The organism is Hyphomonas beringensis (genome assembly GCF_000682755.1).
GTDB classification, from domain to species: domain Bacteria; phylum Pseudomonadota; class Alphaproteobacteria; order Caulobacterales; family Hyphomonadaceae; genus Hyphomonas; species Hyphomonas beringensis.
On record NZ_AWFF01000032.1, the window covers coordinates 1 to 19480 of the forward strand.

The following is a 19480-nucleotide window of genomic DNA, read 5'->3' on the forward strand; positions in this document are numbered from 1 at the left end:
TCTGCAGGTGCGGGATGCCACAGGCAAACTCGACCACGTCGATGCCGCGCTGCACGTCGCCGCGCGAATCCGCGACCACTTTTCCATGCTCGGAGGAGAGCAGCTCGGCCAGCTCGTCGATATTGGCTTCCAGCAGGCGCTTGAACTCGAACATCACGCGCGCCCGGCGCTGAGGGTTCGTCATCGACCAGGCCGGGAAAGCCGCCGCGGCATTCGCCACCGCATCGCCGAGTTCCGCATCGGTCGCCAGGGAAACACGCGCCTGCACCTCTCCGGTGTTCGGATTATAGATGTCGCCGAACCGGCCGGATGTCCCTGAAAAAGACTGTCCGCCAATGAAGTGATGCACTTCGCGCATAGATCGCTCCCTGTGATTTTAACGAAAGCCTACAGCGCGCGTAAATTCAGGTAAATGGACAATATCGCAGACAATGACTGCGAATTTGCTGGTAAAATACAATCTCCCGGGATGGCCTTCGCCTCTTGCCGGATGTCACCGAAATGGGCTGACAGGCTGGCTCTATTCGCCCTGCCCCGGCGCATTCGGGAAAGAGAGGCTCTTGTAATACTCCAGGTCATGTGGCGGCGGGGCCTCGCCCTCCGGCAGGGGCAAATCGTTGATGCTCTGCCAGTAGGCGATGGAGGCATCCCGCCACCATTGCGCCTCTTCATGCTGGATCTTCAGATAGTCCGTCACCTGGTTGAAGCGCTCGGGGTCGATCTGCCCTTTGAGGCTCGCCCATTCAGCCTGCATTTCTTCCACGGTCGCGATGCCTCTTGAGTAATGCGCCACAAGGGACTGCCAGAGTGTGCTTCCATCCCGCATCTCATAATCCCACGGCACATGGTGGAACCAGAGCAACAAATTGTCTGGCACCGTGTCCAGGCTCGCCCATTCCTGCGCAATCGGACCGGCATATTGGTCCACGGCGTCAGAGCCGTTTTCCGTGCGATCAAAGCCGATGCCGTCCCTCGTCGCCTTGTGATAATAATAGGGTGTCCAGTCGGCGCGCCCGAGATCATCCACCCACGGGGCGGGCCCATAATGGTGGCCGGTCCCCATCAAATGGGTCAGCCCCAGCGGGGTCATATAGTCGACCACCGCCTCGCGGGACTTCATCATTATGGCGGTGATCTCATTCACAATCTCCGGCTTGCGGCTGAACGTCTGCTTTACCCATTCGCGCGCAATGTCTTCTGCAGACGCGTCCGGGTTCCAGGCAAGGCGGCCAAAGGCATACCAGTTGGCCTGGTCAAAGATGGAGCCTGCCCAGTTGCGATCCGTCCCGATATTCGAAACGCCGGCCATGCCGGTATAGGCATAGTCATGCGCCTCGCCATCAACCACAGAGGCGACCGTCGTGCCCTCACCTTCGGCATGGGTATCCGCAGAGAGGACCTCCTCCCACAGCGTACCGAGATAGGCGAGATGCGTGGAAAAGCCGAGATATTCCTTGGTAATTTGCAACTCGATCATCAGCGGCGTTTCCGGCATGGCGCCGAACAGCGGATGGAAAGGCTCGCGTGGCTGAAAATCCAGCGGGCCATTCTTCACCTGCACCAGCACATTGTCAGCAAACTGACCATCCAGTGGTACGAATTCCGTATAGGCCTGCTTCACCCGGTCTTCCGGCTCCTCCGCAGAATAGACAAAGGCGCGCCACATGACGACACCCCCATGCGGAGCAACGGCCCTGGCAAGCATGTTGGCGCCTTCAGCATGGCTGCGGCCATAGTCCTGAGGGCCAGGCTGGCCTTCGGAATTAGCCTTGACGAGAAAGCCGCCAAAGTCCGGCACATAGTCATAGATCTCATCTGTCTTGGCCTGCCACCAGGCCTGAACTGCCGGATCCAGCGGGTCGGCTGTGGGGAGCCCACCCAGTTCCATCGGCGCAGAAAAGCGCGCCGTCAGATACACCTTGATACCGTAGGGCCTCAGCACATTGGCAATCGCGGCGACCTTCTCAAGATATGGAGGTGTCAGCACGGTGGCATCAGAGTTCACATTGGTCAGCGAGGTGCCATTGATACCGATAGACGCATTGGCGCGGGCATAGTCCGTATAGCGCGGATCGACATAGCCCGGCAGGCGATGCCAGTCCCAGATCGACTGACCTGAATAGCCGCGCTCGACATGGCGGTCGAGATTGTCCCAGTGATTGAGCAAGCGCAGCTTTGTCTTCGGCCGGGAAGTGACGTCTAGATCCGCGACTGCATCCCCAGACGACATCCGGCGCAGATAATCGAACACGCCATACAGGACGCCAGCATCAGACTGCGCCGCAATCAGCGTCACCGGCTTTCCATTGATGCGCGTGGACTGAAGCACATAACCTTCCGGCCCCACCTGATCTACTGTGGGCAGTGCGCCATCGGGAAGGCTTGTGCCACATGCACCACTGGCCAGGACCAGCGCGTTGCGGCTGATCTTGCCACTCTGCTTCAGCGGCTGACCAAGCATGGACGCGCTGGCACGGGAGATTTCGGAAAGCGCCGCATCCAGAGTGGGCGAGACATCAGAACAGGCAGCAACGACGCTGTGCGGCGCCGCCTTGGGAACCTGATCCAGTCTCTCATACCGGAGCCAGAGCTCATATCCGTCTTCTGCGACAGCGTGCTGGAAAAGACCGGAGACGAGCAGGCAGAATGCTGCTGCGACGCGCTTTATAAAATTTTTCAACCCGATGACCTGATAGCTAAAAGGGGGAGGATTCTGTGTCCTCCACCCTAAATGTTTGCGTTATCATTATGTAACGCCTTAGCTATCGCCTGTCACGGCCTCCGATCGAAAACGGAGATCCGATCTATTGGTTTTCGGCCATATGGGTCGACATCTCGTCAAACCGGCCTGCCACTTTCGGCTTCACATCGCGGCCAAACTTGCTGACCAGATAGGCTGCCAGACCAGACAGGAAGAAGCCCGGGATCATTGCGTAAACAATGGATTCGAGGGGCTGCGCGCCCTCTTCACCCGGAATGATCGGCACGTAGAGCCAGATCAGAACCGTTACCGCACCAACGATCATGCCGGCCAACGCGCCATCCCGCGTCAGGTGACGCCAGAACAGGCTGAGCAGAATGATCGGGCCAAAGGCAGAACCGAAGCCGGCCCACGCATTGGAGACCAGATCCAGAATGTTGCTGTTCGGGTTGAAGGCGAGTGCAATCGCCACAAGGCTGACCACAACGGTCGCAATCCGGCCAATCGTCACGAGTTCCGTCTGCGAGGCTTCGCGGCGGAAGAAGGTCTTGTACACGTCTTCGGTGATGGAGCTGGAAGAGACCAGCAGCTGAGACGAAATCGTACTCATGATTGCCGCCAGGATCGCCGCCAGAAGGAAGCCGGAAACCAGCGGATGGAAGACGACCTGCGACAGCAGAATGAAGATTGCCTCGGAATCCGTCAGGTCTGCGCCGAGATCATGCTGATTGACATAGGCCACGCCCACCGCGCCGACAAACACGGCACCGATCACGGTCACCAGCATCCAGCTCATCCCGATGATACGGGCTGTCTTGATGTCCTTCAGCGAGCGGATCGCCATGAAACGCACGATGATGTGAGGCTGGCCAAAATAGCCAAGCCCCCAGGCTAGCAGGGAGATGAGCCCCAGGAAGGTCATGCCTTCCGGCCACATATTGAAGAAGTGGTCTCGGGTTGGCCCCGCTATCTCGGTAACAGGGTCTACATAGGGCGGCGATTGCAGGATCGCCTCCTGCATGCCGCTCCAGCCACCAACCACGACGAACGCAATGACCGGCACGACAATAAGCGCCAGGAACATGATGCAGCCCTGAACGAAGTCCGTCAGGCTGACCGCGAGGAAGCCGCCGACCACGGTATAAGCAAGTACAACGCCAGCCGTCACGAACAGGCCGAGCTGATAGTTGAGCCCGAAGGCCGATTCAAACAGCTTGCCGCCCGCCACAATGCCGGAGGAGGTATAGACTGTGAAGAAAATGATGATGACCAGCGCGGAGATGGTGCGGAGTGCGTGCGACGCATCATGGAAGCGTTTCTCGAAGAAATCCGGAATGGTGATCGAGTCATCGGCCATTTCGGTATAGACCCTGAGGCGCGGCGCCACGAACCGGTAGTTCAGATAAGCGCCGATGGTCAGGCCGACAGCGATCCATGCTGCTGAGAAGCCGCTGACATAAACGGCCCCTGGAAGCCCCATCAGCATCCAGCCACTCATGTCAGAGGCACCTGCAGACAATGCCCCCACAGCCGGGTGCAGGTTACGCCCACCCAGCATGTATTCAGACACATCGCTCGTAGACTCTTTGTACGCATAGAGCCCGATGAGCATCATCAGGACAAAATACGCGCCAAGGGAAACCATTTCCGGAAGGCTGATCGTCATAGTGTTCTCGCTATCCTCGTAAATTTTATGAACGGCGCCGCTGTTACACGGCGCCTGTACCAAATTTCTCTACGGTCGCGTTTGCCCCGCCCCGTGCACTAGATATTTAAAACTCGTCAACTGCTCCAAGCCAACTGGGCCTCGGGCGTGCATTTTGCCCGTGGCGATACCAATTTCTGCCCCCATTCCGAACTCTCCGCCATCCGAAAATTGTGTGGAGGCGTTGTGCATGACCACAGCGCTATCGATGCTGGTCATGAATCGGCGTGCGGCATCCACGTCTTCGGTCAGGATCGCATCGGTGTGGCCAGAAGAGTTCTTGCTGACAAAAGCGATCGCCTCGTCCAGCCCGTCAACCAGCTTCACGGATGCGATGGCGTCGAGATACTCGGTTGACCAATCGTCATCAGAGGCCTCAGCGAGGCGCGGTTCAATCGCGCGCGCATCTGCATCCCCGCGCAGTTCGCATCCATGCATGGCGTCGACCAGTCTTGGCAACACCTCCTCGGCAATGGCGCGATCAACCACGATACTCTCGGTTGCGCCGCAAACACCAGTACGGCGCAGCTTCGCGTTCCGCACCACCTCAAGCGCCTTGTCGATGTCGGCATCGGCGTGAATGTAGGAATGGCAATTGCCGTCCAGGTGAAGCAGGGTCGGCACCTTGGCCTCGTCCCGTACCAGCTCGACCAGGCCGCGTCCGCCGCGCGGAATAACCAGGTCGACATAATCAACAGCATGGAGCAGCGCTTTCACGGCGCCGCGGTCTGTCGTCTCTACAGTCTGCACTGCTTTCTCGGGAAGGCCAGCAGCTTGCAGGCCTTTCTGCATGCATTCGACGATGACGCGGGTGGAATTGCCGCTTTCCGATCCACCACGCAGGATCACTGCGTTCCCGGATTTGAGACATAGCGCGCTGGCATCCGCGCCAACATTCGGACGGGACTCGTAAATCATACCGATCACACCAATCGGCACAGCCACGCGTTCAATCTTCAGGCCGTTGGGCCTGTCTGTCGTATGAAGCAGTCGGCCCACAGGGTCAGGCAGATCTGCAATCTGTTCAATCGCAGAGGCAATGCCCTCAATACGCTCATCGGTCAGCTTGAGACGGTCAATGAAGGAGTCCGGCCGGGAATCCCCGACGCTGGCAACATCTTCGGCATTGGCCTGCAGCAGTTCTGACTTGGCCTGTCTCAAGGCCGCCGCCGCAGCGCGCAATGCTTCATTCTTTTGATCTGTTGTGGCCGTCATCAGGGCCTTGGCAGCAGATTGTGCATCCGAGCCAAGCCCGGCGATATAGGCGGTTAAACGGGAGTCCAATGTGGTCACGTTTCTTCCTTTACTTGATTGTAGGGGCGCTCAGCGCAGCTCCACAGCGCGCTTGTAAGCAGCCTCCGTCGTTGATTTCAGGAGCTTGGTCAGAGAGCCGTCACCATTCAGCGCGTTCAGGCCCGCTTCGGTCGTGCCGTTCTTGCTGGTGACAGAGTTGCGCAGGTTTTCCGGATCGTCACCGGTTTCCAGAACCATCTGGATAGAGCCATTCAATGTGCCCATGACGAGATCGCGTGCTTGCTCGGCCGAGAAGCCAAGCTCCTGCGCAGCTTCGATATAGGCGCGCGCGATTTCAAACACATAGCCCGGGCCACTGCCTGCGACAGCCGTTACGCGGTCCAGCATGTCCTCTTCGCCAACCCAAACGGCGGTGCCAGCAGCTTCCATAAGCTCTTGAACGCCATCCTTATGCGTCTTGCCAGCGTCTTCACTGGCATAAAGACCTGCCACCCCGGCTCCGATGGCAGAAGGCAGGTTCGGCATGATGCGGACAACAGGAAAACCTGGCAGCGCTTTCTTCAGGCGCTGTACCGAACATCCTGCAGCGATAGAGGCAATCGCCCCATCTGAAGCCAAGACATTCTTGTAGGCTGGCAGGATTTCATCGATCATTTGCGGCTTGATCGCCACGATCAGCAGATCAAACTGCTCATCTCCGAGATCCTCTACTTTCTTCAGGAGGCGCGCCCCCTCAGGCTGCTGATCCAGAAACGGATCCAAAATGGTGAAGTCGGCCTCTACCGCCTTTACCCATTGCGTCAGAAGGGCACCGCCCATTTTTCCACAACCCAGAAGAAGTATCTTCATGCTCAGCCTTTCTTTGTTTTCCTGAGTCGGCACATAATAATATTTGTTTAGAATTCAAATTATATACTGCAGGCAGAGACCTGGGCGGTTAGCAAAAAGCTACCATATGTCCCGTTAATTCGGGGTATTCGTGTATATGAGCAACACCCGCGGGTATTTTGTAAGCTAACCATTTGCATCCCGTGGGAAATCTACCTATGTCCGCCCCTAAGCTACTACGGGAGCATATTTTGCCTGCTAAAAAACGCATAGTCGTGAAAATCGGATCCAGCCTTCTCGCCAATCCTGACCTTCTCACGCCTCGCTGGGCATTCATACAACGACTTCTCGAAGACATCACGAAACTTCGTAATGATGGATATGAAGTCGTTCTTTGCTCATCTGGCGCCGTGGCCCTCGGCCTGAACATGCTGGGTGAAAAACCTGAAACCGCCGGACTTCGGGATAAGCAGGCCGCTGCAGCCTGCGGCATGCCGCTTCTCCTGAACGCCTACAAGCAAGTCGCTCATGAGTTTGGCTTCGATATCGCCCAGGTTCTGGTGACCCTGCAGGACATGGAAGAGCGCAAGCGCTTCCTGAACACAAAGAACACGGTCCACCGACTGCTCCAGGGCGACATCCTGCCCATCGTGAATGAGAACGACTCCATCACGACCGAGGAAATCCGCGTTGGCGACAATGACCGCCTCGCCGCAAAAGTTGCCCAGATGATCCAGGCGGATCATCTCGTGATCCTCACCTGCATTGACGGTCTGTATGATCGCAATCCCGAAGAGGAAGGTGCGCAACTGGTTGAGGAAGTCTCAGATGTCAGCGAGTACATAGCCGTGACGGATGGCACGAGCAGTCTCGGTAGCGGCGGTATGCTCACCAAGATGCAGGCCGCAAACATGGCCCAGAATGCTGGCTGCACCACGCTGATCGCCAATGGCGAACATGAAGAGCCGGTATCATCTGTCCTCTACGGCCAGCGCAAGCACACCAAGTGCATCGCGCATACGAAACCGGCCTCTGCCTGGGCAGCCTGGCTGACAGACCGCCTGCAAGTTGCCGGCAGCCTCGTGATCCGTGACGATGTCGCTAAGAAGCTCTCAAAAGAGATCGACCACATTCGCCACGAAGACATCAAGTCCATTCAGGGCCCATATGTTAAGGGCGACGTGATCCACGTCTATGATGAGCATGGTGAAGAGATCGCCCGCGGCATGACCAATTTCTCTTCCGAGGAAACAATGGTTCTGGCACGGCACCCGGAAATGCCGCCCAAGGACCTTCTGGGTTACCAGACGGGCGGCACAGTCATCAGCCGGGAAAACCTGATCATTCTGGAAGATCGCCACCTTCTCTGGGACAGCCCCAAAGAAGAGACATTCGTGGAAGTTTCCGACACCTGATCAATCAGGCTGGGAGAGATCTCCCACCTCAAGGATCGGCGCCGCATCCAGGCTCTCCGCGTTCATCATGGCAGCAAGTCTCTGCACAGATGAAACGAGGAGAGTCTTTTCCCACATCTCCAACGCATCGAACCGCTTCAGGAAACCTTCCTGGAGCGGCTCTGGTGCGTCCGCAAGATTCTTCCGGCCACGCTCGGTAATCACCACATCGATCACACGCCGGTCATCCTGATTGCGCTTGCGCTCCACCAGCCCAGCCGCTTCCAGCCGGTCGACAATCGACGTGACAGTTGCCTGCGACAGATGAATTTGCCGCGCAATCTCGGACGGCTTGTCCCAACCGGAGCGCGCCAGGGTCTGCAGCACCAGCAATTGCGGCGCCGTCAGCCCGGATGTTTTGGCAAGGCGTTTGGAGTTAAGGTCAATGGCCCGCGTTATCTGGCGCAGGGCAATAAGCAGATCTTGATGGTCAGACATACAGGCTAATAGAAAGACAAAACCGAAAGCGTCAAATATTTTGAGCGCTGAGCCGAATACGGCGGCCCACTGACAGATGGTTCGCCGCGTTTACGATGGCGTCTGCATCAATCATGAAGTGGCGGTAGAGATCAGAGATTGTGCCGGTCTGGCCAAAATGTTCCACGCCCAACGGCACCGTGCGATGCCCCGTGACAGACCCGATCCAGGCGAGGGTGGCTGGATGCCCATCCGTGACCGTGATCAGGGTCGCTTCGCGCGGAACGTCTGCCATCAGGCGTTCGATCTGGCTCATGGCGGAGGTGTGCCCTCGGGCGCGGGCGCGGCGCGCAGCCGTCCAGCCCGAATTCAGCCTGTCCGCAGACGTGATCGCGAGAACGCCGATATCGCGGCGATCATTGCCGATCCGGCCTGCCGCCTCGACCGCCTCGGGCGCAACACAGCCCTGATAAGCAATGATGATCTCGCAATTCGGGCCCGGCTCTCTCAGCCAGTATCCGCCATCGACCACGCCGCGGCGGAACTCTTCATCATCGCGCGCCTTCACGCCCGGCTGCTCAAGAGGACGCGTCGTCAGACGCAGATAGACCGAGCCGCCAGTCTCGTCGCGCAGCCAGGTGCGCTCGTCCGGATCGCCCTCGCCGCTGCGCTGCAGATAGTCGAATGACCAGTCCATGATGATGGACAATTCGTCCAGAAAAGCCGGCTCGAATGAGACAAGCCCGTCCTGGCTCATGCCGATCAGCTGCGCTCCGATGGATTGGTGCGCGCCGCCTTCCGGGGCCAGCGTGACGCCGGACGGCGTGCCCACGATCATGAAGCGCGCATCCTGATAGCAGGCATAATTCATCGCATCCAGACCGCGCGCCACGAAGGGGTCATACACGGTTCCGATTGGAATGATCCGTTCACCGAACAGGCTGTGCGAAAGGCCCGCCGCGCCCAGCATCAGGAACAGATTCATCTCTGCAATGCCCAGCTCAATATGCTGGCCTTCCGGAGAGAACTGCCATTTCTGCGTCGAGGGGATGCGTTCTTCCCGAAACCGGTCCTCGCGCGTATCCCGCGCAAATAGGCTGCGCCGGTTTACCCAAGGGCCGAGATTGGTCGAGGCCGTTACATCGGGGGATGTGGTCAGGATACGGTCGGCCAGCTCGCTGTCGGTCTTCGCCAGCGCATCGAGGATCTTGCCAAACCCCGCCTGTGTGGAAAGTTCGCGGTCATCCAGAAAGACAGGCCCCGGGCTTTTGACGATGGGCGCCTCATAGCGGCGTGCGCCTTTTGAGAAGAACTCCGCCTTTTCCATGAAAGCCTGAAGGCTTCCAGCATCATCCACTGCGGCAAACGGCTCCCACTCCTGGCCTTCGGGAATGCCCATCCGTTTCTGGAAGTCGGCCATCTGCGCCGGGTTCATCAGGCCGGCATGATTGTCCTTGTGCCCCGCAAGCGGTGTGCCCCAGCCCTTGATCGTATAGGCCAGGAACACAGTCGGCTGGTCATCATGAATGCTGTCGAACGCCTCCATCAGCGTCTCGACGCACTGACCGCCCAGATTGTTCATCAGCGCTGCCAGCTCATCATCGGAGCGTGTCTCCAACAGCTCTGTGACATCGCCCTGATCGCCAATGTCATCCATCAGGCGTTTGCGCCATGCCTTGCCGCCCTGATAGGTCAGCGCGGAATAATCTGCATTCGGACAGGACTGGATCCACTGCTTCAGCGCCTCGCCGCCCGGCTCCTCAAAGGCCGCGCGTTGCAGCACGCCATGGCGCAACACGACGGTACGCCAGCCAAATGCCTTGAAGATCGCGTCGATCTTTTCCCACAGCCCTTCGCGGACAACCCCGTCCAGGCTTTGGCGGTTATAGTCGATGATCCACCATGTATTGCGCAGGCCATGCTTCCAGCCTTCCTGAAGGCACTCATAGACATTGCCCTCATCCAGCTCTGCATCACCAACCAGCGCGATCATCCGGCCGAGCGGCGTGTCGCCCGCCCATGTCTTGGCCTCCAGATAGTCTTGCATCAGGGAGGCAAAAGCCGTGATCGCCACGCCAAGGCCGACAGAGCCGGTGGAGAAATCTACATCATCCACATCCTTGGTGCGGCTGGGATAGGATTGCGCGCCGCCGAGGCCGCGAAAATTCTCCAGCTTCTCGCGCGTCTGATTGCCCATCATGTACTGCATCGCGTGAAAGACAGGCGAGGCGTGCGGCTTCACAGCGACACGGTCTTCCGGTTTCAGCTCATGGAAATACAGCGCCGTCATGATCGAGACCATCGAGGCGCAGGAGGCCTGGTGGCCGCCAACTTTGACGTCGCCATCGGATTTGGCACGCAAATGGTTGGCGTTATGAACAATCCAGGCAGACAGCCAAAGCAGGCGCTGCTCAATCGATTTGAGATGCTGTGTCGTATCTTGTGTCATGGCTTCCCGGTAGCAGGTTTCATGGTGAAACTACCATGAAAACCGGGTAGCGCAGACTTACCGCTTTGTCAGGCTTATTCGGGGTAAAAATGTCGCCGGAGGGAAAATACAGGGTATTTTATTTCGGTTTCTTGGGGTTATCATCCCAACAATCTCCCAGAATGCTTTCCAGGACAGGCTTCATGGTCTCCAGGAATGTGGCCCGCTCCTGCTCAGGATGTCGCAAGGCCCGCGCAGGAAGCCCGGAGAACATAGTGAAGAGAAGCTCGGTGCGCAGCTGGATGGAATCGAGTCCGGCTCGTGCCAGAATGGCGCTAAATTCCTGACGCATCACGGCGTCATGGTTCTGTAGAATGTCAGCAACAGAGGGATTTCGCTGCGCTTCGGCGAGAATTTCGAAGTTCAGAACGGTTCGGAAAGGGTCTTCCTTACGCATGATGATGTCAGAAATCGTGCTTACGATCCCTTCCTGAACCATCTGCGGCGTATCATTCTCAAACTCCCGCATGCGCTCAAGCTGGCGGGTAAGTTCGCGTTTAGTTACGGCCTCGACCAGTGACTCCTTTGAAGGAAAATAGTGATACAGATGGCCAACGCTGATGCCACAATCGCGTGCAATTCCGGAGATTCCGGCCCCATGGAACCCCTTCTCAACAAAGTTCTTTTCAGCGCAATCGAGTATGGATGCGATGCGCGTTTCGCGTTTTGCGCTCATCCTTGTTCCCAAAATCTGACCCATTAACGTTTCCCACCCATAATTTCGTGCACCTGATCCTTGACTTGCTGCGACGCACCATTAGATAGAGCGCTCATTCTATAATTTGCATAGCCTGCGGGCTGGTCAGCCGTCAAGGAACTTTCATGCGCATACCAACACAAACCCTTTCGGCGCTGGTTGTGGCCACCTCACTGCTGCTTGCGGCGTGTGGAAATGACGCCCCAGCAACCGACATGAGTCAGCAACAGGCTGCCCCTCGCGTTGAGACGATGACAGCTGAGCTGACGAGCGTGCCCAACACGATCGAGCTGTCGGGCCGCGCACGCGCCTATACTGAAGCCGAAATTCGTCCTCAGGTGACCGGCCTCATCAAGGAACGCCTTTTCAAGGAAGGCGACGTTGTTCAGAAAGGACAAGCGCTCTACCAGATCGATGCGGCCGAATACGCCGCTGCGGCACGCAGCGCAGAAGCCTCGCTGGAACGTGCCCAGGCAACCGCAGATGTGGCGCGGGAAACCGCCAATCGCTACAAGCGCCTTGCAGAGATCAACGCAGTCAGCCAGCAGGAATATGACCAGGCGGTCGCATCCGCACGTCAGGCTGAAGCTGACATTTCCATGCAAAAAGCCGCCCTTGATCGCACGCGGATTGATCTGGCTCGCACCAAGATCACCTCACCAATCACCGGCACAATCGGCCGCTCTTCTGTCACGCAGGGCGCGCTGGTCACACAGAACCAGGCCGAGCCTCTGGCGCGTGTGCTGCAACTCGATCCGGTCTATGTCGACCTGACAGTTTCAAGCTCCCGCATCCTGAACTGGCGCCAGCAGATGGCATCCGGAGAGATTGCGACCACTGAGAAACGCACCATTCCGGTCAATATCCTGCTGAGTGACAATGACACAAACGGCCTCGTGGGCGACCTCGAGTTCAGCGAAGTGAACGTTGATGAGAGCGCTGGCACCGTCGCCGTTCGCGTCGTGGTACCCAACCCTGACGGCATCATTCTGCCGGGCATGTTCGTGAGAGCCAACTTCTCCGCTGGCAACTATGAGGGCGTATTCCTTCTGCCGCAGTCTGTTGTCTCAAGATCCGCCACCGGTCAGGCAACCGTGATGATCGTGAAAGACGATGGCACGCTGGAACAGCGCGTGATCGAGATTGCCGAACAGATGGACAATTCCTGGATCGTCACATCCGGCCTGAAGCCAGGTGAGAAGATCGCTGTATCCAATCTGCAGTCCATCCGTCCCGGCATGAAAGTCACGCCTATCTCCGAAGCCAGCAAGCTGTCCGCATCCCAGGATGCCCGCGGCGGCTCGAAATAAGACCTACGGAAGTTTCAAATGGCAAAGTTCTTCATTGATCGCCCGGTATTTGCCTGGGTGATTGCAATCCTCATTATGCTTGCAGGCGGCCTGGCCCTGCGAACGCTTCCGGTTTCGCAGTATCCGGATGTTGCCCCGACGACGATCAGCATCATGGGCAACTACCCGGGGGCATCTGCCAAGGCAGTTGAAAACTCCGTCACGCAGGTTATCGAGCAACAGCTGACCGGTCTTGATGGACTCGATTACATCACGTCGACCAGCAGCTCGAACGGCTCTGCCACAATCAACCTCTCTTTCAAGCCAGGTACAGACCCGGACATTGCACAGGTACAGGTTCAGAACAAACTGTCCCTCGCGACGCCTTTCCTTCCTGAACAGGTGCAGCGGCAAGGCGTGACCGTCAGCAAGGCCAGCAATGGCTTTCTGCTGATCACCGCGCTCTATTCTCCGAACGGAACATATGACCAGACCGATCTGGGGGATTATGTCCGCTCCAATATTTACGATACCGTCAGCCGCCTAAATGGTGTCGGCCGGGTTGAGGCATTCGGCTCACGTTATGCCATGCGGGTCTGGCTGGAGCCTGAAAAGCTGGTCGAGTACAAATTGATGCCTTCTGACATCGTGAATGCGATCAAGGCACAGAACGCACAGATTTCCTCAGGCTCCCTCGGTGGTGCGCCCTCTGTGGAAGGTCAGGAAATCAACGTCACGATCACGCTGCAATCCCTTCTCTCAACGCCGGAAGAATTCCGTAACCTGTTGATCCGCACGACACCCGAAGGCGGCTCTGTCCGTCTTGAAGATGTTGCAAAGGTTGAGATGGGCGCTGAGAATTACGAGTTCATCTCGAAATATAACGGCATGCCGGCTACTGGTTTTGCTGTCTCCCTTGCGACCGGGGCTAACGCCCTGGACACAGCCGAATTGGTGAAACACACTGTCGAAGAGATGTCGAAGGACTTCCCGGAAGACATCGAGTATGCCTTCCCGGTAGACTCCACCCCCTTTATCGAGACGTCCATTCACGAAGTACAGAAGACCCTGTTTGAAGCCATCATTCTGGTCTTCCTCGTGATCCTGGTCTTCCTGCAAAGCTTCCGCGCATCCTTCATTCCGTTGATTGCTGTTCCGGTCGTGCTGCTCGGTACATTTGCCGTGCTGCTGATCATGGGGATGTCGATCAATACGCTGACCATGTTCGCCATGGTGCTCGCCATCGGCCTGCTGGTGGATGACGCGATCGTTGTTGTGGAGAACGTTGAGCGTGTGATGCATGACGAGAATCTACCACCCCGCGAGGCGACGATCCGCTCGATGGAACAGATCATTGGTGCCCTTGTCGGTATCGCCGTGGTTCTGTCTGCTGTGTTTGTCCCCATGGCCTTCTTCCCGGGCTCGGCTGGCATCATCTATCGCCAATTCTCGGTAACCATCGTCTCCGCCATGGCGCTGTCAGTGTTTATCGCAGTCGTCCTGTCCCCAGCGCTCTGCGCAAGCATCCTGAAGCCCAAGAGCGATACGAAAAGCTCTTGGCTGGGCAAGCCGGCGGAAATGTTCAATTCCGGCTTTGACAAGCTGACCATTGGCTATGAAGCGGTCGTGAACCGCATCCTCAGACGGCGCCTCATAATGCTTGGCGTCTTCGCTATCATTGTCGCCCTGACGGGCCTGGCGTTTGCGCGTATCCCCAGTTCCTTCCTTCCCGATGAGGATCAGGGCAACTACTTCACCCTTGCTCAATTGCCGGCAAACGCCAGCCTTGAGCGCACCATGTCCGTCATGGATGAAGTCGTCGACTATTATCAGACGGAAGAAGGTGACAACGTCCAAGGCATCTTCTCGCTCGCTGGCTTCAGCTTCGCAGGTCAGGGCCAGAATAACGGCATCGCCTTCGCATCTCTGAAAGACTGGTCCGAACGCCCCGGCAAGGAAAACTCTGTACAAGCCATTGTCGGCCGCGCCATGGGCGAACTCTCCAAGATTGACAAGGCCCAGGTTTTTGCAATTTCCCCGCCCGCCATTCGCGAACTGGGTAATGCCAGCGGCTTTGACCTTTTCATTCAGAACACCGGCAGCCTGTCTCATGATGAGTTTGTTGGTGCCCGTAACCAGCTGCTCGGCATGGCCTCACAGGATCCGCGCCTGGTGGGTGTGCGCCCGAATGGCGTGGAAGACGGCCCTCAGTTCAATCTGAGCCTTGATTACCAGAAGGCTCAGGCCCTGGGCGCGTCTGTCTCTGATGCAACCAGCCTGCTGTCCACAATGTTCGGCGGCCTCTACGTCAATGACTTTATTGACCGTGGTCGGATCAAGCGCGTCTATATTCAGGGCGACGCAAAAGACCGTATGCAGCCGGAAGACATCTCCAACTGGTATGTAAGAACCACTTCCGGTGAGATGGCGCCGCTTGACGAGATGGTTACCAGTGACTGGGTCATCGGCTCACCTCAGCTGCAACGCTTCAACGGCATTTCCGCCTTGAACATTCAGGGATCCGCCGCACCGGGCCAAAGCTCCGGCGGCGCCATGGATGCCATGGAAGAACTGATCGGTCAGCTGCCGCCCGGCATCTCTTATGAGTGGAGCGGCCTCAGCCGTCAGGAACGCGAGTCAGGCAACCAGGCGACGACGCTGTACATCATCTCCATCCTGTTCGTGTTCCTCTGCCTCGCTGCCCTGTATGAAAGCTGGACCATTCCGGTTTCGGTGCTGCTGGTTGCCCCTCTGGGGGTGGCAGGTGCCGTGGCAGGCGCAACGCTTGGCGGACTGGCTAATGACGTCTTCTTCCAGGTGGGCCTTCTCACCACGGTGGGCCTCGCCTCCAAGAACGCCATCCTGATCGTCGAGTTTGCCCGCAACCTTGAGAATGAAGGTAAGGAACTGGTGGAAGCAACGATCGAAGCCGTTCGTATGCGTATCAGACCGGTTCTGATGACATCCTTCGCCTTTGCCTTTGGTGTCTTGCCTCTTGCACTCAGCAGTGGCGCAGGCGCGGCAGGCCGGAATGCCATCGGCATTATCGTTCTCGGCGGCGTCATCGCAGCGATGACCTTCAGCCTGCTTTTCGCCCCGCTCTTCTATGTTCTGGTGCGTAAGCTGACATCCCGTACTCCCAAAAATGGCGACACAGCCGGAGATCCAGCATGAGTCACAAACTGAACCTTCTAGCGGCGGCCAGCCTGGTCACCCTGACGGGCTGCATGAACATGGCCCCGGAATATGAGCGCGTTGACATGCCTGTGCCGGCTGAGTTCGACTCGGCCACAGTAGACCAAGGCTATGAAGCCCCGCTCTACTGGGAAGGTGTGATCACCTCCCCGGCCCTGAGCAACCTGGTAGAACAGGCCCTGGAGAGCAATCGGGACCTGCAGGCCGCTGCGGCAAATGTCCGTGCGGCGCAGGCCAACCTCGTGACGTCTCGCTCGCAGTTGTGGCCCTATATCAGTGCGAGTGCGGCAAGCCAGGTGGGCGACACATTCGACAATGGGTCTGGCCCCAACACCCGCTTTGTCGACAGCAATTATGCCCAGGTTGGCGTCTCGGCATGGGAACTGGATTTCTTCGGACGCATCAGCAACCTGAACGCGGCCGCCTTGCAAACCTATCTCGCAACGGCGGAAGGCGAACGCGCCACAAAGATTGCGCTTGTGGCGACGGTTGCCGAAACATGGCTACAGCTCGCATCCGATCAGGAATTACTGCGTCTGGCGAACCAGACTGTGGAAAGTCAGTCTGAAAGTCTTTCTCTGACGGATGAACTATTCGAAGCTGGCACCGCAAGTGAGCTGGACGTCCGCCGGGCGTCTGCATCCGTCTCTCAAGCTCAGGCACAAGCGGCTCAATATGAAGCCGCCGTGCGCCGCGACCTGAATGCCCTGCGTTACCTGACGGGCACGGACCTTCCTGCAAACCTGGCCAGCCAGGCTTCCCTCTTCCCGGCTCCGGTCAGAGTGGACATTCCTGTCGGCCAGTCTTCTGCTGCGCTGCTGATGCGCCCCGATGTGATCTCGGCTGAGCGTCAGCTTCTGGCCGCCAATGCCAATATCGGCGCGGCCCGTGCAGCCTTCTTCCCGTCAATCTCCCTGACCGGAAATGTTGGCGTGGCCAGCAGCGACCTTGATGATCTCTTCAGTGGCGATGCGACCAGTGGCTGGACGTTTGCGCCAAGCATCAGCGTACCTATCTTTGACTTTGGCAGCCGCAAAGGCCGGCTCGATGCGGCCCGCGCCAATGCAGACGCTGCGCTCGCCAATTATGAAAGCACCATCCAGCAGGCTTTCCGCGATGTCTCTGACACTCTGGCTGTCTCGGAAACCATCGACAAACGTCTGGACGCGCTTGAACAGCTGGCAGACGATACGACCGTCACGCTCTCCCTGTCATCAGAACGCTTCAAGTCCGGCCTGGATGGCTACCTGACGGTGCTTGATGCCCAAAGGGAAGACTACAGCGCCAAGCAGCAGCTGATCATTGCCAACCTGGACCGCAGCCTGAATGCGCTCGCGCTCTACCGCGCACTCGGCACATGGGAACAGGAAGCGCCAGACGCTGGCGAAACCAACTAAGCGGCGGAAGAGCCTGTCGGCTGCAGTGTCAGACTGCCGGGCTCTTCCCGCTCTTTCCCCGGATAGACCTTTTCCAGCCAGGTACGGACTTCCTCCATGTCGGCCTTTTCGACAACCCCGACCTTCACGATCAGGTCCTCTTCGACCCCGTAGATAAGCACATAGGATGGCCTCGCTTCTCTGACGGCCACCCGATCTTCGCTTCCGGACTGTTCCAGCATCACATTTGTGGCTGACGCCGTACCCGCATCCAATGCCGTGTAAACGACTTCGCCAGCATACCAGCCGCTTACATTAGCTCCGTCCACCTGCCAGGCCGGGGATGGCTTGCGCCAGACCCAAACGCTTCCCGTTTCACTGAAGCCCAGCGCGGTTTTGCCATAGGCGTGGATGAACTGGATCGGCACCGGCACATTGGCTTCGAACTCCTCTTCCGCCTCCTGTCTCAGCGTGTCGCTGGACGTCTTGACGAAGGCTTTCAGCAAACCGATGACAGCGGACACAAAGACCAGTGCCGCAATGAAGATGATGATAGTGGTAATGCCCATGATGCCCCAGCTCGTCTCTTATGGAGACATGAATCTAGAAGCATTGGCCGCAAAGAACTACACCCCTGGGGGGTATAGAGGGCTCGCGCAGCCAGTCTCTATGTGACGGCAACCCCGTTCCTTTAGTCGCTGAACAGGTCCAGCTGCTCGTCCTCTGAGCCACGCGGGTCCACCTCAGCAAGGGCATAGCTGGTAGCGCTGACGACGCCGAAAGGCTCCTTGTCTTCCTCTGGGGTATTCTCATAGCGCACAGCCCGCGTCACCATCAGCACAGCCAATGTGGCCAGAGACACACCGGAGAACACGAACAAGCCTGGCGCACCGAGCGACCGCGTCATGACCAGACCTGCCAGCACAGGCCCCATCGCTGAACCAATGGCCCAGATGGTCAGCATTCCCGCCATCATGGACGTTACCTGCTCCGGGTTGGCCCGGTCAGCCGCATGGGCCACCGCGATGGCATAGCAGCTAAGCGAGCCCGCCCCGAAGGCCAGCGCAAAGCCGAGAATGATCACGGCAGACCCGGATCCGGCAAACATCACCATACCCGCCGACGCAGCTGCGCCGATGGTCGCCAGTACGCACAGCACAAGGCGCCTGTCCACACGGTCAGAGATCGTGCCCGCCGGCCACAGCGCCAGCATGGTGCCAATGGTCAGCGCGGCATTGAACTGCGCGGCAAACACCGTGCTGGTTTCCGGCATCACCTGAGACGCATAGACCGGATACAACTGAGCAACCGCATTGTTCACGATCCCCACGGTGAAGGCCGTATAGACCGCACCCGGCGCTTTCCGGAGAATTTGCCTCGGCCCGAACGGTGCCGCGCCAGAGAATGATGGTTGCGCCCGGTTCGTCGCTGTCACCGGCAACAGCGATGCGGCAAACAGGGCTGCCAGCACCATGAAGCCTGTCGTCAGATTGCTGATACCCGCAATCACGAACGGCCCCGCCACAGCGCCTACTTTGGAAACAAAGTAATAGAAGCCCAGCACTGCGCCGCGCTTGTCAGACGGCGCGGCATCCGCGATCCAGCTCTCGCCGGAGGTCAGCAGCCCTGCGCAGCAGATGCCCAGAAACACCTGCAACCCGGTCCAGACCAAAATGCTGATGCTGAGCGTATAGGCCAGTGCCACAATCGCCGCGATCGCGGCAAAAAAGGCGAAGGAACGGATATGCCCGATCCGTTTGATCTCGAACGGGGACAGATTGGTCCCGATCAGGAAGCCTACGGAAAAGGCCGATGCGACAAGGCCCAGCGCCGCATTGGAAATGCCCGCATTTCGCAAATTCAGTGCGATCAGAACTGACAGCGCCGACATCGCGGCTTGCAGCACGGTCAGCGCGCCGACAATCGCGAGAATGTTGCGGTAACCCGACACGACGGGCTCTGGCAGTTGGGGGGTATCTGTTTCCATCATCGCCAGACCCATAACCAGTAAATGCGCGTATTTGCACCCCAAAATGATGCTGCGCGAACTGAAAGTTTTCTAAGTTTTTGGAAGCG

Annotated in this window: 14 protein-coding genes; 4 read left to right on the forward strand and 10 right to left on the reverse strand. The window is 58.0% G+C overall.

All coding sequences use genetic code 11. From position 1 onward, the window contains the following. The 5 genes from HY29_RS06770 to proC all read right to left on the reverse strand — a co-directional run. The coding region (locus HY29_RS06770) for an aldehyde dehydrogenase family protein (protein ID WP_034794594.1) at window positions 1-358 on the reverse strand (358 nt) is incomplete at its 3' end. A gap of 162 nt (window positions 359-520) precedes the next feature. Continuing rightward, window positions 521-2680, reverse strand: coding sequence for an alpha-glucuronidase family glycosyl hydrolase (locus HY29_RS06775; RefSeq protein ID WP_241765156.1), 2160 nt, complete (start codon window positions 2678-2680; stop codon window positions 521-523). Window positions 2681-2804: 124 nt separating this feature from the next. Next, window positions 2805-4367: a sodium/proline symporter PutP gene (putP, locus tag HY29_RS06780; protein WP_034794596.1), complete on the reverse strand. Its 1563-nt coding sequence runs from the start codon at window positions 4365-4367 to the stop codon at window positions 2805-2807. A 69-nt stretch (window positions 4368-4436) separates the two neighbouring features. After that, window positions 4437-5690 carry a glutamate-5-semialdehyde dehydrogenase gene (locus tag HY29_RS06785; RefSeq protein WP_155838249.1) on the reverse strand — a complete coding sequence of 418 codons (1254 nt, stop codon included), beginning with the start codon at window positions 5688-5690 and terminating at the stop codon, window positions 4437-4439. Window positions 5691-5729: 39 nt separating this feature from the next. Continuing rightward, a complete protein-coding gene (gene proC, locus HY29_RS06790) occupies window positions 5730-6509 on the reverse strand; it encodes a pyrroline-5-carboxylate reductase (protein WP_034794602.1) in 780 nt (259 codons plus the stop codon). A gap of 230 nt (window positions 6510-6739) precedes the next feature. Between proC and proB the strand changes: the two genes are divergently transcribed. Then, on the forward strand, window positions 6740-7903 hold the full coding sequence (proB, locus tag HY29_RS06795) for a glutamate 5-kinase (protein WP_199285823.1): 1164 nt from the start codon (window positions 6740-6742) through the stop codon (window positions 7901-7903). On the opposite strand, the gene HY29_RS06800 is transcribed toward proB, so the two are convergent. From HY29_RS06800 to HY29_RS06810, 3 genes are all read right to left on the reverse strand, one after another. Next, window positions 7904-8380, reverse strand: coding sequence for a MarR family winged helix-turn-helix transcriptional regulator (locus tag HY29_RS06800; RefSeq protein ID WP_034794605.1), 477 nt, complete (start codon window positions 8378-8380; stop codon window positions 7904-7906). A gap of 31 nt (window positions 8381-8411) precedes the next feature. Next, window positions 8412-10808: a transketolase gene (locus HY29_RS06805; protein ID WP_034794608.1), complete on the reverse strand. Its 2397-nt coding sequence runs from the start codon at window positions 10806-10808 to the stop codon at window positions 8412-8414. Window positions 10809-10926: 118 nt separating this feature from the next. Next, complete coding sequence (locus HY29_RS06810) at window positions 10927-11523, reverse strand: TetR/AcrR family transcriptional regulator (RefSeq protein ID WP_034794611.1); 597 nt, start codon at window positions 11521-11523, stop codon at window positions 10927-10929. Window positions 11524-11669: 146 nt separating this feature from the next. On the opposite strand from HY29_RS06810, the gene HY29_RS06815 reads away from it, so the two are divergent. Genes HY29_RS06815 through HY29_RS06825 form a run of 3 tightly spaced genes read left to right on the forward strand, consistent with a single transcriptional unit; the run spans window position 11670 to window position 17425 of the window. After that, complete coding sequence (locus HY29_RS06815) at window positions 11670-12854, forward strand: efflux RND transporter periplasmic adaptor subunit (RefSeq protein WP_034794614.1); 1185 nt, start codon at window positions 11670-11672, stop codon at window positions 12852-12854. 18 nt (window positions 12855-12872) lie between these two features. Further along, complete coding sequence (locus HY29_RS06820) at window positions 12873-16007, forward strand: efflux RND transporter permease subunit (RefSeq protein WP_034794617.1); 3135 nt, start codon at window positions 12873-12875, stop codon at window positions 16005-16007. Next, window positions 16004-17425 carry an efflux transporter outer membrane subunit gene (locus tag HY29_RS06825; protein ID WP_034794620.1) on the forward strand — a complete coding sequence of 474 codons (1422 nt, stop codon included), beginning with the start codon at window positions 16004-16006 and terminating at the stop codon, window positions 17423-17425. Before HY29_RS06820 ends, HY29_RS06825 begins: the two co-directional genes overlap by 4 nt. Here the strand turns inward: HY29_RS06825 and HY29_RS06830 are convergent. Together HY29_RS06830 and HY29_RS06835 are read right to left on the reverse strand one after the other, a co-directional pair. Then, window positions 17422-17973, reverse strand: coding sequence for a hypothetical protein (locus HY29_RS06830; protein WP_034794622.1), 552 nt, complete (start codon window positions 17971-17973; stop codon window positions 17422-17424). The genes HY29_RS06825 and HY29_RS06830 overlap by 4 nt on opposite strands. Before the next feature lie 122 nt (window positions 17974-18095). Further along, entirely contained in the window at window positions 18096-19394 is a 1299-nt protein-coding gene (locus HY29_RS06835) for an MFS transporter (protein WP_241765157.1), read from the reverse strand. Window positions 19395-19480 lie beyond the last annotated feature (86 nt).

What these genes read in the sequence shown, in the direction of transcription:
- HY29_RS06815 (WP_034794614.1), top strand. Translation starts at nt 11,670, where the DNA reads ATGCGCATACCAACACAAACCCTTTCGGCGCTGGTTGTGGCCACCTCA.
- HY29_RS06825 (WP_034794620.1), top strand. Translation starts at nt 16,004, where the DNA reads ATGAGTCACAAACTGAACCTTCTAGCGGCGGCCAGCCTGGTCACCCTG.
- HY29_RS06810 (WP_034794611.1), bottom strand. Translation starts at nt 11,523, where the DNA reads ATGAGCGCAAAACGCGAAACGCGCATCGCATCCATACTCGATTGCGCT.
- HY29_RS06830 (WP_034794622.1), bottom strand. Translation starts at nt 17,973, where the DNA reads ATGGGCATTACCACTATCATCATCTTCATTGCGGCACTGGTCTTTGTG.
- HY29_RS06835 (WP_241765157.1), bottom strand. Translation starts at nt 19,394, where the DNA reads ATGATGGAAACAGATACCCCCCAACTGCCAGAGCCCGTCGTGTCGGGT.
- HY29_RS06805 (WP_034794608.1), bottom strand. Translation starts at nt 10,808, where the DNA reads ATGACACAAGATACGACACAGCATCTCAAATCGATTGAGCAGCGCCTG.
- putP (WP_034794596.1), bottom strand. Translation starts at nt 4,367, where the DNA reads ATGACGATCAGCCTTCCGGAAATGGTTTCCCTTGGCGCGTATTTTGTC.
- HY29_RS06800 (WP_034794605.1), bottom strand. Translation starts at nt 8,380, where the DNA reads ATGTCTGACCATCAAGATCTGCTTATTGCCCTGCGCCAGATAACGCGG.
- proC (WP_034794602.1), bottom strand. Translation starts at nt 6,509, where the DNA reads ATGAAGATACTTCTTCTGGGTTGTGGAAAAATGGGCGGTGCCCTTCTG.
- HY29_RS06820 (WP_034794617.1), top strand. Translation starts at nt 12,873, where the DNA reads ATGGCAAAGTTCTTCATTGATCGCCCGGTATTTGCCTGGGTGATTGCA.